Raw genomic sequence first — 13,840 nt, 5'->3', positions numbered from 1 at the left:
CATGCTGGACGAATTGAACCCTCCGCAGCGGGAAGTCGCCCAGTTGCGCCAGAACTGCGTGGCGATTGCCTGCCCCGGCGCGGGCAAGACAAAAACGATCGCCACCAAGGCCGCGCTCCTGCTACAGGAGAACGCATCAATGGTCGGTGCGGTGACATTTTCCAAGGACGCCGCCATCGAGCTGCGCGAGCGGATTCTCGCGGTCGCGGGAAAGGCCGTGAAGAAACGGCTGATCGCCGGTACGTTTCACTCTCTCGCCTACAAGCAGCTTCAGCGGCCCGGTTCGCGTCCGCTCGACATCGCTAGCGACGGCGACCGGCTCGGCCTTCTGATTCGCGTGATGCAGGATCTCGGTATGGACGGGAAGGCGGAGGACGTCATCCCGACGATCGAGAAGATCAAGACAAACTTCGGCCAGTGCGATTCGAAAAGTGCCGACGGGCAGCTTTATCACGCCTATCAGGAGGCGCTCGCGCGAAACGGCAAGATCGATTTTCAGGACATGCTCCGGCTCGCCGTCGAGGGCATGCAAAACGGCACCATATTGCCTTACCCTTTCACCTACCTGCTCGTCGACGAGTTCCAGGACACCGATCCGCTGCAATACCGCTGGATCGAACTTCATGCGAAAGCGGGATCGATCGTCACGGTCGTTGGCGATGACGACCAGAGTATCTACGCGTTCCGCGAGGCACTCGGCTACCGGGGCATGGAATCGTTCATCAAGGAGTTCGACGCGAAGCCCGTCGTCCTCGGGAGCAACTATAGGTGCCGCTCCGAGATTCTTGCCGCCGCAGACCGTGTCATTCGCAACAATGTCGACCGGATCTCGAAAGTACTGCGCGCGGAGAAGGGGCCCGGCGGCAGCGTGCTCGCGTCGAGGCATGCGGACGAGTATGTGGAGGCGACGTCAGCCGTTGAGGCGCTCGCGCCGTTGCTCGCCAAGGGTAAAAGCTGCGCAATCCTTGCGCGCACTAACCGCATTCTCGACCCGCTGGAAGCCGTCTGTCGCTCGCACGGCGTGAAGTACTACCGCGCGTCGGGCGCGTCCGTCCTGAGCCGTCCTGAGGGCGCGCTGATGTGCAATCTGCTTGAGATCGTCGAGCGCGTGAAGGAAACCGGCCTCGACGCCGTGCTGGCCCACATGGGCTTGAGTGCCGAGCAGCTGCGCTCGTTGCATGCAAGCATGGGAGCCGAACTGATCCAGAAGCCGCGCGCGGAACTGGTTGAGCTTGGCTTGCCGGAAGAAGTAGCGACCAATTACCGCGAATTCATGAAACGGCTTGCCGAGTGGCGCGGGCTGTGCGACCGCAAGTTTTACTCGTTGGTGCTGGAAGGCGTGAACGAGTGGATGCTGAAGTATGCCAGGAAGGAAACTGCGATTCGCACGATTCAGGCGACCTACGACGTCCTGACTCGGCTTACGGGCAAGCTCGCAGACCGGCTGCAGTTCCTTCGACAGAACAACAATGAGCCGACGCCCGGCGCGCTCATTCTGACAACCATGCACAGCTCGAAAGGCCTCGAATGGGATCACGTGTGGATTGCGCGATCGGAGGAGAGCGTCGTGCCCGATGCCAAGTCAACGGAGCCGGAGGAGCGTCGCCTGTTCTATGTGGCCATGACCCGCGCGAGAGAGACGCTGATGATTTCCGGCACGTCGAAGAACTTCGCGTCGCGGTTTGTGACGGAAGCGCAGGTTGAGGCACTCCAGCAGGCCGCATAGCGGTCGCGTTGCGCCGTCCCGAAGAAAGGGAGCCACCGTTTGGTTGGCTCCCTTTTTCATTTGGCGAGCCGCAAAAGAAAAAGCCCGCACTCGGCGGGCTGAATCCATGTCGGAGGAGACACAGAGGAGACGGGTTAAGTATAAACCCTACTTCGATCTATTGCACGACAGGCGTTCCGGAAATTAGAGGATCTCGTGATGCAGGCTGACTTTAAGCTGGTAATGCGGGTCGCTCAACGGAACGTCGACGGTCTTGCCGTCGGCGACGTCGACCGCAATATCCGATTGAGAGTATCCGCTGACATCGAGGACCTCCGAGACGCAGTCGGCCGTCCCGATCTCGTGCTTGCCTGTGAGCACGGTGTCCATCGCGGAGATCATGAGATGCGCCTTATCGCCGTCGAGCGTTACAGGAGTGACTGCCAGCGACCGGCCGACGAATGCAGTCTTGACGCGACGGTCGATCTGATTCGCCGTCCGGGTGCATTGCAGGTATCCGACCTGTTCGCCGCGTTGCTTGAAAACGGGTTGGGGTGGCGTGCCGTCACCGCCCAGGGTATGGCGGGCGCCGTCGATCAACTTTCCGTCCTTGTACCACGAGACGTCCAGCACCTCGATAGTCGTTGAAGCATGCGCGCCGGTAATCAGTGCGCTGGCGACCGTGGTCGCGAAAAGAGTCTTGCGAAGAATGTTCATGGTCATCTTTGGTCAACGATGGGAAGGGCGATCCGCTCTATCCGCTCTGCAGCTTCAGTCAACTGCGTCGCGCTCGGTTCGGGTTTAATGTCGGGATGGTTCATCAGTTCCGCGCGCTCCCGCGCTCCGTGTCTGGCAAAGAATGTCTGTGGGAGCGAGAAGCGGTTGCGGTGGGGCGTGTCGTCGGGCATTGCATCACGGTTTACGAAGCGACCATCGCTAACCATGCAAAAGCAAAGGCATCCGAACGCCGCTTCCTGTGCGGCGGATTCCCAGTCTCGCGCGGAAAAGGCAGGTCCGGAGTCCATGGATTTTGACGGTCGCGGGATCAGGCCTTGACGCGTGCGAACTCGGTCACGTTCGATTCCGTTCGCTCCGTCGCCGATGGTGTCTCAGCCTGCTGACCTTGGGCCGGCGCCGAAACTTCCGGCATCTGTTCGCTTGCCGCGCTGATGGGTTCTGCCTCGATGGTCAGCATGCGCGGCACGCGCTTGAGCGCGCCGTTGAGCGCGGCATTCGGTCCGAGCCGGATCGTGCCGCAGTACAGGATGTCGCCTGTCACCTGACCGTTGATCTCCAGCGAGCCGCGTGCATGAACGTTGCCGTCGACGCGGCCATCGATACGGACGTGCTCCCCCTGCGCCGTACCCTTAACGAGGCCGCCGCTGCCTACGTGCAGCAGACCTTGCGTCGAGACGATGCCGCCATCGAGCAGACCGAAACAACTGACCCCGTGATCAACAATCATGTCGCCCGTGATCGTGCAGCCGGGAGAGATAAGGGTGATGTTGAGTTCCGTTTTCATGTCAGGGCGTCCTAGAACATTTGCACTTCAGCGGAGCCTGCGCGGTTCGCGGCTGCGGGCTTGGGTGCGGTGGTCGTTTCCGTGTCAGCAGCCTCGGGGCGCGGACGTGAGATATGCCGGCGTACCGGGTGCGTGGGTTTATCAGTTGCAGCGGGTTGCGTTACGATCGCTGGAGCCTGTGGCGCTACGGCGGCCGTCGGTGTCTGTTTCGTCTCGGCCTTTGCGCGCTCAGGGGCGGGAGCCGCCGGCGTCGGGGCCGCGACGGTTACTGCTGCCTGTTGCGGCTGCGACGTGGCGTTTGTTGAAGCAGCGGATGCGGGCGAGTCGCGCCGGTTCGATTCTCGATGGATCGGGGATGCCGCGGCCAATTGCGCTTGGGTGGTCATCGCCGGTGCAGCGGCAGGACCGGTGTTGCGCGGCGTTGTCTTCACCGAATTCCTGAACTGATCCGCCGTCAGACCCAGCGAACCTGCTGACGCGAAATCGCTTGCGCTCAGGGTCGGCGCGGCACTAACGGGATGCGCGGGCGTTGCGTCAATATCAGCAAAAGCAGGCGCAAGCTTCGCCCCGGCGGCGGGCGTCTTCGAAGCTGCCTGTTTTTCAGGTTGAGCCACAACGGCGGTATCGTGGTGGTTGGCGCGGTAGCTGGTGTAGAGCGACGCTGCGCCCATACCTGCCATGCCGAGAACTGCGGCCGCAGCCACAGCGATGGCGGCGCCGCGAGCAAGCGGACCCGCCTTAGCCAATTTCGCGCGCGCGAAGTGCTCTGGCGATTGCCCGATTCGCGCGAGCGGAGACTGGCGCGCTCCTTCCGAAAAGTCGCCCGGTGAGGGAAGCGCGGCGATCTGCCGGGGCAAGTCGATCACCATCGAGTCGGGCGCGAACTGCGCATGCAGACGCTGGATTTCTCGAATGTCCATTAAAGTGCCTCATCTCGTTGTCTGGGTACAGCCTGGCACACGCCACGCGATGTCAAGCCGGTGCGGCGGCCCGCTTAGTGAGCCTCGGTTGCCTCGGGCAGCAGAACGCCTTCGGGCGCGTAGCGATCGTTATCCGGGATGCATAGGAAGGGAATCTGCTTGATCCGCGCTTCCGCGCTATCGAGCGCAGCTTTCCGCTCATGCATCATCAGCGTGCGCCCAACGAGCGCCTCCATTGTCTTGAGGAAGAGGTGGTCGTAGATCGTGAGCAGACGCACGAGGCGACCGGACATCGGATGTTTGATTTCGAGTGTCACGGTTTCCGGGTCCAGGCGGACGTTTCGGCCGTGCAGGCGGTTCGCCCAGCCGAGGGCCTTGCGGAAGTAAGCTTCGGCGTTGCGGAACTCGGCTTCGAGCGCGAGAAGCTTGCCGCCGCGCGCGATTGTCATTTTCGCGGCGCAGAAGTTGTAGTCCGACCTGACAAATTCCCGCGCAAACGCCGAGTAATAGTGCAACTCGGTTTTGGTCAGCGTCTCAGGATTGATCCGGGCGAGTCGGTCATCGCTCGTGAGGCGCTTGATGGGGCGAAGCCCTGTCGAGCCGTGCTCTGAGGGCGCAGGGGGAATAAGTCGTTCTGGATCAACCCCTTCGGGCTTTTCCGTGTCGAAGCCAGACATAACTGTTCTCGGAAATATGTGTTCTCTCACACACATTCTCATCGAATCAGGTGTTGTCAAGCCGGCGAAAAGCTATATGAAATTTGCGAGCTTTAGCGTGCACGCGAGGGCAATTTGCCCTGAAACTTCAATCCATACCCCGCGTCTCTGACGCATCGATCTCGACTCCAAGCCCGGAGTCCATCTATTTTCTCCAAGTCGTGCTCCTGAGCATGCTCCGACCGGATAGCTACCGGTGTGGAAATCTTCTTGTGCTAAGTCTGCCAGCTACTGACTCCCCTATTTCAGCTGTGATACTCGTACCCTGGCCCGCATCAATTTGCGCCGGTACATCGTTCGAACCCGGGTTTTCGGGTGTTCTCTCTCCAGAGCCTGATCTGGGTAGAACGATCGAAGTTGGCTGATCCGTGACTCCTGCGGCGGAATGTATTTTCCGAAAAGGGCTGTTGCGCGGCGTGACCATGCCGCGCGAGGACGACTTTACGTCCTCTGACAGAGCGCTCCGGCTTTCCGGTGCCGCTCCCTGCACGCCACGTCCCCAGAAGGGACGTGGCGCGTAGGTCACATCTATCCCCTATTCACGAAGCTCGCTCCCTGACCGGAGCGGGCTTTTTTTTCGCCCATCCATTCCGGATGGGCCTTTCTCAACTGGAGGTGTTTATGTTGTTGCCCGACCGCCTCAACGAGCGTATTGCCGAGGCTATCAAGCATCAGATCGATCACGAACGTGCTGCTTCGGATACGTCATCCGACGCCTGGCGCAGCCGCTGTGAAATTGCGCAGGTTGCGATGTACAGCGACGCCCAGCGCTCTGTTTTTATCCACCATGTCAGCGAACGACGCGGTAGCGCCGCAGCCCGGGAGATCGAATCCCAGGCCAGCACGCTACGCACGAACGCCATCTTTTTTCTCGCAAGGAAGCCATCATGAATGCCGTCGTCCAGATGTTCGACAACGCGCCTCGCAGTCTGGTCGAAGAGCGCGCAATCCGACCGCCGATCATTGGCAAGATCCGGCCCGGTATCAAGGTTCTTACACGCAACGCGCAGGGCAATCCGGCTGCCGTGAAGCTGTACGACGAAATGGTGGCCGCTGGCGACTCGTACGAGACGATCGGAAAGGTGATCGAATCGAAGCTGAATCTTCGAAATGCGCTGATTCCGAGAAACGTCGCGCATTTCACCTGCAGACGGTCGGACTTCTCGAATCCTGACACCGCCGATGAAATTCTGAAGCTCTACGGAGAGGATCGCGGCGACGGCCTCAAGCTGCACCGCTTCCCGGTGATGTTCGCCTTCGACGACTGGCTGCGTAATGTGCCTAATCAGATGGCGGCCTATACGACGACAGGACGGCAGTATTTCTCGGAGTACGGCCGTGACGGCAAGCGGTACTGCAAGACGTATGCACCGGTTGAGCGCGATGAGCGTGCGAAGCGGGCGCGGCGGACATTCGGTGGTCGCCTTGTCATCCAGCGTCAGGATGACGACATTCCCGACGGAATCTGCGATCCGCACGTGTGTCCGCAGTATCAGGAACGCAAGTGCAACCTGAGCGCCAACTTCGTGTTTGCAATTCCCGACGTGAAAGGCTTGGGACTCATCGAACTTCCGACGAATTCGATTTATGTCCTGCAGAAAGCGTATTCCGCCATGCAGACGGTCTCGCTCGCGCGAGGCAGGCTGACCGGCACGCGCTTCTGGCTGTCGAAGAAGGAGTTCGACATCACGCGGATCGACGACAACGGGCAGCCGGTGCGTCAGAAGCAGATGCTTACTGTGCTCGATGCGGATATCGATCTCGGGGCATTGCTGGATGCAGGCGATGAGCCGCAGCCAGCGCTCGAAGCGGCGACTCGCGCAGTTGGCCTGATCGAAGCCGGTGGCAATGTCGAGGTCCTGTCGCAGGCCATGACAGAGGCAGGCTCCGGGACCGTTGCGCGGATGCAGGGCGAAACGGCCGGCGCAAGCAGCGCAGGTGCCGACGGCGGTGGCGAGCCCGAAGAGGGCGAGTCGCTTCAAGACAAGCGTCACCGCATGTCCGATCTGCTTAACCGCCTGGGGCTCAGCCAGCCGGATCGCCAGCAGGATTTCCGGCGCTTCGCGCACGTCAGATTCGGGCGCGGCTGGGCGGAAAGACCGGCAGACGTTGATCAGATGAACGCGCGCCTCACGGCAGCGCTCGACGATCGCGCTGTGCTTGATGACGAGATCTTGCAGGCAAAGACCTACGTCTAACCTTGGACCGGCCCCTTCGGGGCTGGTCGTTCCTTTCTTCACTTTCGCGTAACGAGAACCCTTCAGCAAGCGACACTTGCTCAAGTGCTTTCGACCGCGCATCCCTGCGCATCGAATCCTTCCGCCTGACGGCGGATCATCTTCCTGTCTGATGGAGTATCAACGTTATGTCGAACGATCTGAGCGCCCTGACGGGTCTGCAGGAGATGCGTTGCGGTGGTTGTGGTGGAGACCTGTTCAAGGTCTTCACCGCGGATCGAACGCAGCGGATCGTTGTCCAATGTCAGCAGTGCATGAGCACGTCGTTTATCGAACCCGCACCTGCGAAGCTGCAGATTAACTGGGGAGAGGGCGACGGGCGCATCACGGTCTTCTAGGAGTTTCAACGGGCATCACGCTGATGAAGGTGCGCGACACCCTGTCCCGCTGACTTTTTCAACTGCGCCGCCTGGCGCACCATCCATTGAGGCCGCCCACGGGCGGCCTTTTTCTTTTTCAGGAGGCGACGTGAAAATCGCTCACATTTCTGACCTGCATTACTCGCCGGAAAACCTTGATGAGGCTGACCGGTGTTTTTCCTACGCGGTCGATGACGCGCTCAATCGCTGCATGGATGTCGCAGTGATCTCCGGCGACTCGACAGACCATAGGCTCGATGCACATGCGCCGGCTCTAAACCGGCTGGCGACAAATATCAACCGTCTGTCACTCGGTATGCCGGTTCTCATGCTGCAAGGCACGTTTTCGCATGAGCCGCCCGGCACGCTGCGTAACTTCGCGCTGATGGGAACCACTCACCCGGTTTTCATTGCGGAGCGCGTACAGCAGGTCAGCCTGTTCGAGGGGCGTTTCTTCGAATCCACAGGCCCTGTCTTCAACGACGAGGAGCTTGCGAGCGTGCTGAAGCTTGGCGCCGACGTTGTGTTCACCTGTTTGCCGTCCATCAACAAGGGGCAACTGGCGGCCGCGGTCGGCGCAAAGAATGCAGCAACCGGGCTTGAGGCGGTGCTGGGTGACTATCTGGCAGCGGCTGGGCGAATCAATGCACGGCTTCGGGCAGCAGGCATTCGAACGGTCGGTGTGTCGCACGGCACTGTCAACGGTTGCACGACTGAGCATGGCGTCACGATGGCGGGCTTCGATCACGAGTTTTCACTCGGTGCATTGTTCGAGGCCGAATGCGATGCCTTCATGCTGGGCCACATACACAAGTCGCAGCAGTGGGAGCGCGGTGGCCGTGTTGTTGCCTATGCGGGTTCCCCTGGCCGGTTTCACTACGGCGAGGAAGGCGACAAAGGCTATCTGACGTGGGACGTTGAGACGGGGAACGCGAGAGCGTTGCTTGTTCCAACGCCGGCGCGGGAGACGGTCTGCGTTGACTTCGACGGCCCTCCGGACATGGAGCGACTCGCTGCCATTGCTGCCGAGGCAGGCGACAAGTTCGTTCGTGTTCGTTGGCAGGTCGACGAGGAGCATCGTCAATCGGTAGACCGGGACGCAATCGAAGCTCTGTTCGCTGGCGCGTCGGCTCTCAAGCTCGAGCCGCGCATCCTGCCGGTCGTTCGCTCGCGATCGCAGGGCATCAGTATCGAGCCGACGGTCGACCGCAAGATCGAACGGTGGGCCGAGCATGCGAACGTTGAAGCTGCGCCCATCGTTGAACGGTTCCGGTTGCTCGAGTCCGGCTATCCGGAGGCGATTGCTGCCGCGGTGCTTGCCGGCCTGACCGATGATGATGTAGCCAGCGCTGCTGTTGGCGACAGTGCTGTGCCATCGCTGCCTGAGCCGGTCCCTTCGTCTGAAAGCGATACGGTGCCTGATGCGACGGTAGAGGTCGTGCCCGCAGCGCAGAAGTCGTGGCTCGAAGATGATCTGTTTGCAGCGTAGTTTGCTGCCCGAATGCGGGAGAGGCCGGTATGGCTCTCCTGCAGTGGAACAGTAGCCCTGTTCCGATAGCTATCGCAGCTATCGAAACGAGGTTTCACCGCGTCCTACGACGCATCGATGTAGTCGTTGCTTTACCTTTCTCAGCAGTTTCATTTTTTTTACCCTGGCGGGGAGCGATCCCTACCGGGGCGCACTCCGTCCGTTACTTACGGAGTGCAATCATGTTTGGTCTATATCCTGCTGGTTCTGAGTGGGTTCGCGTGTTCGCCCTGGACGATCAGGACGAACGCAACATCCAGAAATCACTCGTCGACCACGCCAACTTCACGCCCGCGATTCTTCACCAACCCTTTGGGAAGGATCGCGGAGCAGTGCTTGCGCAGTCCGGCCCGATGCTCGTCCTTCGTTCGACGACGCCTGGATCGAATCAGGTCGTTGTCACGGCTGCCGTCGAAATGCAGCACCTGCTCTGGTCTTATCACATGGGCATGGCGACGCAATGGTCCCCAATGGAGATTCGCACCCTGACCGGCTATGTCGGTTGGGACGAACTTCTCACGTGTGCCCGCCGCGAATTTGCCCGGGCCTGTGAAAAAGTCGAGGCAGCAATCGCAGGCAAGCTTCATGCGCCTGTGGCGGTTGCAGAGAGAGTCGACCCGATGGTCGAGCCTTTTCCCGACTATGACGATGTCGCCTTCTATTCGCGTATGGCAGCAATGTCCGAATCGATGGAGGTGTCGTCATGCGGCCTCTGAAACTGACGCTCGAAGGCTTTTACGGCGTTCGTGACGGGATGAGGCGCGAGAGCGTCACGCTTGATCTGGAGTCGTTGCCGGAAGGCCTGATCGCGCTCGTCGGCCCTAACGGGGCGGGCAAGACAACGATCATGGATAACCTGCATCCGTATCCGATCATGCCGTCGCATGCCTCGATCCTTTCGGTCGATGCCTTTTCGTATTGGGACCACATCTGTGGCACCAGTGCGCTGAAGGAACTTGAGTGGGAGCACGATGGTATCCGTTACCGCTCGACGTTTTCTTTCAGGAAGCCCGGCAAGACAGGCAAGGCGGAGTACTACCTTGCATGGCGTGGATCGGATGGCGCGTGGCATCCCGTTACTTTGCCCGACGGCACAGTCTCGGACGGCAAGGCGGCGACGTATAACCGCTGTGTCGAAGCCATCAACGGCTCGCTTCAAAGCTTTTTCACCAGTGTCTTCTCCGCGCAGAACCGGCGGCCGCTCGCGTCGTATGGCGCGGGAGAGATCAAGACGCTGCTCGCGGAGATGCTCGGCATTGAAAACCTCAAAGCGCTGTCGGCGAAAGCCGGCGACGTCGCGAAGATTCTTGGCCGTGCTCTCGATGAAATCCAGACGGACCTGACTGCACTCGCGGGCAAGCGGCAGCGTAAGGCGGATGTCGAACGCTCCGTGCTTGCACAGGGCGAACTTCTACGCGATGCGCGTGCACAACGGGATCTGAAGCTTGAGGAAGCCGCAAAGCTGACTCAGGAGCGTGCGACGCTGGCCGCCAAGGCGGGCGAATCGGTAACTGCCGAAGCTCGTCTGCGCGAACTGTCAGTCCGCGCGCAAGAACTGGTCAAGGGCGTGCAAACGCTCGATGGCGATGAGCGGGCAGCAGCCGCTCGGACCCAGCAGCGCGTGAATTCCCTGAAGCAGACGGTGACGACTCATCAGGCGACGCTTGCCCGCAAGGAAGCGATTCTGGGAGCGGCGGCGAAGCGCGAAGCAGCGCAACTGCTAATCGGTCGCGAGGAGGCAAGGCTGGAGCCTCTGCAGCGTCTGATCGGCGATCTGGAAGCGAAGCAGGTCAGTCATGCGACGCTTCAGACCGCGCTTTCGGGCCTTATGACACAGGGTCAGACGAAAGCGGCCCACTTCGAGACGTTGACGAAGCAGGCTGCAGTCGTCGACCAGGTGCCGTGTGGGGGGCATGCGATGCATGCCACGTGTCCGTTGCTCAGTCAGGCGCTGCAGGCTAGATCGCAGGCAGAAGAGCAACGTGTGTCGGTGGCCGAACTTCGTGCGAAGTATCGCGAAAAGAAAGCGCAGGCCGACCTGCTGGCTCCGGTTGTCGCAGAGCTTGCGGAAAAGCGCGGCGAACTTGCTGTGTTGACCCGCACCCTGAGCGACGCTCGACGTGATCTGCAGGCGGCGACTGAACTCGCTGCCAGCAAGCCACTCCTTGATGCTGCTGCGAAGGGCCTTGAATCTGCCAACGCGGAACTTAGGGACGTCGCGGAAGAAGCGGCTGCGCGAGCTGCCCGATACGAGTCTGAAAAGGCACGTATGACGGCGGAGATGGCCAGAATCCAGCAGGAGTCGAAGCAGCTTGCAGCCGTCGATGTGACGGCCGCAATTGCAGAGACCGACCGGAAGCTGGCCGCAAATCGCGAAGCAGTCGCTGCGCTCGAGGGCAGGATCGAAGGTGCGATCCGCGCCCAGACGGTGCTGCAAGCTGAAGCTGACGGATTGGCGAGGGACCTGAACGGGTTTTCTGCTACGCAACGGCGCGCCGACCGGCTGTCCGATGAGATTGCGCAGTGGAAGCTGCTCGCAAAGGGGCTAGGCAACGACGGCGTCATTGCGTTGACGATCGACGACGCGGGTCCCGCACTGGCTGACACCGTCAACAGGCTGCTGCTGGCTTGCTACGGCACACGCTTCACGGTCGAGATCCGCACGCAGCGCGCGCTTGCAAACGGCGAACTGCGTGAGGGTTTCGAGATCCTTGTGCATGACGCGGAAGCCGATAGCACGAAGTCGGTGTCGGTGATGTCCGGTGGCCAGAAGGTCTGGATCAACGAGTGTCTGACACGTGGCATTGCGCTCTATCAGGCGCAGAACACTGGTCAGCCTTACCAGACGCTTTTCAGTGACGAGTCCGATGGTCCGCTCGATCCGCAGCGCAAGCTGCAGTTCATGCGGATGAAGCGGGAGGTGCTGAAGCAGGGCGGGTATGAGCGGGAGTTTTTCATCTCGCAAACGCCCGACCTCGTCAGCGAGGCCGACGCCGTGATCGATGTTCAGGCACTGGCCGCATGACGCAATCTTTTTAACCCTGTGGGGAACGCCCACATGGCGTTTCTCGCCTTTTCCTTACGAGAAACGCCATGTCAATCAATCATTCCCGAACCCGTACCGAAACAGTGACGGTCTCGGTTCGTCCTGCCGTGCCGCGGTCTGGAAACACTCACGTCTATGTCTTGAACGGCTCACTGTTGCGTGACGTTCTTGTCGATGACAAGTGGGTCACTGTCCAGACGGCCGACCCTTCTGAACTGCGCACCGCGTAAGCAGAGCACCTTCCCTTTTCTCGAGAAACCACGATGGAAAATTTACTTTTGCTGCTGTTGGCAGCAGGCTCTTCGGCGCTCTGCGCCTGTACTGCGCAGCCACAGGCGCACGCAGTAAGCGCGCTTCCCGCGATTGTCGTTCATGCCCCGCGAGGCGAGCCTGGTGACTTTCGCGTTTGTCCGGACGGCAGGCTGATCACATATCCGGTCAGCCATCCCAAAACCTGCAGTTGAGCGGGCATTGAAACGCCCCGGCGCCCCTTACAGGGACCGGGGCTTTTTCCGGTAAACCAACGGAGCTTCCCATGAAAAAGCAGATTGTCATTGCGACGGTGGTCGGCGCGCTGGTAGGGGGCGCTGGCCTGCTATGGACGCAACCCGCTTTCAGCGCGACAAACGATGTACAGGTCGCCTTTTCGCCGGACGGAGGTGCGGAGCAGCTTGTGCTGCAAACCATCCGCAGCGCACGGCAGTCGATACGAATGATGGCCTACTCGTTCACTGCGGCGCCAGTCGTTAGAGCATTGCTCGATGCGAAGCGGCGCGGTGTGGATGTGGCAGTCACTGTCGATTACCGCAGCAACGTCGACGAAGACCGTAGTGGAAAAGCTGCGGCCGCAATGGGCGCGCTCGCGCATGCAGGCGTGCCGGTCATTGTCGTTCGCGCATTTCCCATGCAGCACAGCAAGTTCTTTGTAGTGGACAACGCGACGGTCGAGACCGGTTCGTATAACTACAGCCAGGCGGCCGCACGCGTGAATTCTGAAAACGTGCTCGTGCTGTCGAACCATCCAGAGATTGCGAAGGCGTATCTGGATGACTGGAAGGCAGTGACGTCGCAAGGCGAGCCGTACCGCGCCCGCTAACGGCGACACAGCCTCGCTATTTTTCTATGACCCCGCGGGAAAGCGATCCCGCCGGGGTCGCTCCGCATTCACTTGTGGAGTTTTCATGGTTAATGCAGCACCACTATCAACGGCTGCAATGCCTCGCTGGCTCGCGCCGTATGCAAATGGCGAGAAGCAGGGCTGGGCGCAAGCGGTGATGGCGTACGCTGATTACTACTGCGTCGATGGGAGCGCTGATGATGATCCCGAGGTTGAGGAGCGTCTGATCATGCACCGCCCACCGATGGTGGGCTATGCAAGTCGTACTGGCACGCGCCGTAACCTTGATGCGCTGGCGCTTGCCGGCTGGCATCTCCTCGTCTCGGCGAAGGGCGAACACCGGACCGAAGGCATGCGCTACGCGATCGACAACGGCGCGTGGACCGCCTACCAGCGAGGCGAACCGTTCGACGAGGGCGCGTTCCTGGCGGTCGTCGACAAGCTCGGTGAGCGCGCTGACTGGATCGTCCTTCCGGATGTCGTGCAGGGTGGCCTCGCTTCTCTCGACTTCTCATTGCGGTGGATGGAGCGTCTGCGAGGCATGCCCTCGCAACTGCTCATCGCCGTGCAGAACGGGATGCAACTGGAGGACGTCGCGCCATACCTCTCGCCCGTCGTTGGAATCTTCATCGGCGGATCAACCGAGTGGAAGGAATCGACAGCCGAAGCGTGGGGGCTACTCGCGCGTCG

At 60.7% G+C, this 13,840-nt stretch carries 14 protein-coding genes; 9 read left to right on the top strand and 5 right to left on the bottom strand.

Translation table 11 applies throughout. The features are described 5' to 3' along the window. The first annotated feature begins 1 nt into the window (after position 1). Positions 2-1,726 carry an ATP-dependent helicase gene (locus SB822_RS50130; RefSeq protein WP_410858243.1) on the top strand — a complete coding sequence of 575 codons (1,725 nt, stop codon included), beginning with the start codon at positions 2-4 and terminating at the stop codon, positions 1,724-1,726. Positions 1,727-1,909: 183 nt separating this feature from the next. Here the strand turns inward: SB822_RS50130 and SB822_RS50125 are convergent, their stop codons facing one another. The 5 genes from SB822_RS50125 to SB822_RS50105 all read right to left on the bottom strand — a co-directional run bounded on the left by SB822_RS50125 (position 1,910) and on the right by SB822_RS50105 (position 4,824). Further along, positions 1,910-2,422 carry a hypothetical protein gene (locus tag SB822_RS50125; RefSeq protein ID WP_133062189.1) on the bottom strand — a complete coding sequence of 171 codons (513 nt, stop codon included), beginning with the start codon at positions 2,420-2,422 and terminating at the stop codon, positions 1,910-1,912. A 2-nt stretch (positions 2,423-2,424) separates the two neighbouring features. After that, positions 2,425-2,613 (bottom strand): hypothetical protein, encoded by a 189-nt coding sequence (locus tag SB822_RS50120; RefSeq protein ID WP_410858242.1) that lies wholly within the window; start codon positions 2,611-2,613, stop codon positions 2,425-2,427. Positions 2,614-2,750: 137 nt separating this feature from the next. Further along, a complete protein-coding gene (locus SB822_RS50115) occupies positions 2,751-3,227 on the bottom strand; it encodes a polymer-forming cytoskeletal protein (protein ID WP_086916682.1) in 477 nt (158 codons plus the stop codon). Positions 3,228-3,238: 11 nt separating this feature from the next. Further along, positions 3,239-4,147: a hypothetical protein gene (locus tag SB822_RS50110; RefSeq protein WP_410858241.1), complete on the bottom strand. Its 909-nt coding sequence runs from the start codon at positions 4,145-4,147 to the stop codon at positions 3,239-3,241. 74 nt (positions 4,148-4,221) lie between these two features. After that, positions 4,222-4,824, bottom strand: a complete 603-nt coding sequence (locus tag SB822_RS50105) for a DUF1845 domain-containing protein (protein ID WP_410858240.1) — start codon at positions 4,822-4,824, stop codon at positions 4,222-4,224. 663 nt (positions 4,825-5,487) lie between these two features. Between SB822_RS50105 and SB822_RS50100 the strand changes: the two genes are divergently transcribed. From SB822_RS50100 to SB822_RS50065, 8 genes are all read left to right on the top strand, one after another. Continuing rightward, entirely contained in the window at positions 5,488-5,754 is a 267-nt protein-coding gene (locus SB822_RS50100; RefSeq protein WP_410858262.1) for a hypothetical protein, read from the top strand. Then, the gene (locus tag SB822_RS50095) at positions 5,751-7,061 is read left to right on the top strand and encodes a hypothetical protein (protein WP_410858239.1); all 1,311 of its coding nucleotides are present in this window, start codon (positions 5,751-5,753) and stop codon (positions 7,059-7,061) included. Before SB822_RS50100 ends, SB822_RS50095 begins: the two co-directional genes overlap by 4 nt. A gap of 167 nt (positions 7,062-7,228) precedes the next feature. Continuing rightward, positions 7,229-7,438, top strand: coding sequence for a hypothetical protein (locus SB822_RS50090; protein WP_410858238.1), 210 nt, complete (start codon positions 7,229-7,231; stop codon positions 7,436-7,438). A gap of 130 nt (positions 7,439-7,568) precedes the next feature. Next, complete coding sequence (locus tag SB822_RS50085; protein WP_410858237.1) at positions 7,569-8,948, top strand: metallophosphoesterase family protein; 1,380 nt, start codon at positions 7,569-7,571, stop codon at positions 8,946-8,948. Between the two features lie 221 nt (positions 8,949-9,169). Beyond that, complete coding sequence (locus SB822_RS50080) at positions 9,170-9,703, top strand: hypothetical protein (protein ID WP_410858236.1); 534 nt, start codon at positions 9,170-9,172, stop codon at positions 9,701-9,703. Then, positions 9,691-12,012, top strand: coding sequence for an AAA family ATPase (locus SB822_RS50075; RefSeq protein WP_410858235.1), 2,322 nt, complete (start codon positions 9,691-9,693; stop codon positions 12,010-12,012). The genes SB822_RS50080 and SB822_RS50075 overlap by 13 nt, the downstream gene beginning before the upstream one ends. Positions 12,013-12,568: 556 nt before the next feature. Continuing rightward, positions 12,569-13,129, top strand: a complete 561-nt coding sequence (locus SB822_RS50070) for a phospholipase D family protein (protein ID WP_410858234.1) — start codon at positions 12,569-12,571, stop codon at positions 13,127-13,129. 85 nt (positions 13,130-13,214) lie between these two features. Then, positions 13,215-13,840 (top strand): hypothetical protein (locus SB822_RS50065; protein WP_410858233.1); only part of this gene is annotated, 626 nt, incomplete at its 3' end.

Source organism: Paraburkholderia sp. SIMBA_054 (assembly GCF_046534875.1).
Classification (GTDB): Bacteria; Pseudomonadota; Gammaproteobacteria; order Burkholderiales; family Burkholderiaceae; genus Paraburkholderia; species Paraburkholderia hospita.
The sequence above is the reverse complement of the archived record's forward strand: the minus strand, read 5'-3'. Positions and strand labels throughout refer to the sequence as shown.

Bases quoted from the DNA above. Each gene is read 5' to 3' on its own strand.
- SB822_RS50070 (WP_410858234.1), top strand. From the start codon at position 12,569: ATGAAAAAGCAGATTGTCATTGCGACGGTGGTCGGCGCGCTGGTAGGG.
- SB822_RS50090 (WP_410858238.1), top strand. From the start codon at position 7,229: ATGTCGAACGATCTGAGCGCCCTGACGGGTCTGCAGGAGATGCGTTGC.
- SB822_RS50115 (WP_086916682.1), bottom strand. From the start codon at position 3,227: ATGAAAACGGAACTCAACATCACCCTTATCTCTCCCGGCTGCACGATC.
- SB822_RS50125 (WP_133062189.1), bottom strand. From the start codon at position 2,422: ATGAACATTCTTCGCAAGACTCTTTTCGCGACCACGGTCGCCAGCGCA.
- SB822_RS50110 (WP_410858241.1), bottom strand. From the start codon at position 4,147: ATGGACATTCGAGAAATCCAGCGTCTGCATGCGCAGTTCGCGCCCGAC.
- SB822_RS50105 (WP_410858240.1), bottom strand. From the start codon at position 4,824: ATGTCTGGCTTCGACACGGAAAAGCCCGAAGGGGTTGATCCAGAACGA.
- SB822_RS50130 (WP_410858243.1), top strand. From the start codon at position 2: ATGCTGGACGAATTGAACCCTCCGCAGCGGGAAGTCGCCCAGTTGCGC.
- SB822_RS50120 (WP_410858242.1), bottom strand. From the start codon at position 2,613: ATGCCCGACGACACGCCCCACCGCAACCGCTTCTCGCTCCCACAGACA.
- SB822_RS50080 (WP_410858236.1), top strand. From the start codon at position 9,170: ATGTTTGGTCTATATCCTGCTGGTTCTGAGTGGGTTCGCGTGTTCGCC.
- SB822_RS50075 (WP_410858235.1), top strand. From the start codon at position 9,691: ATGCGGCCTCTGAAACTGACGCTCGAAGGCTTTTACGGCGTTCGTGAC.
- SB822_RS50095 (WP_410858239.1), top strand. From the start codon at position 5,751: ATGAATGCCGTCGTCCAGATGTTCGACAACGCGCCTCGCAGTCTGGTC.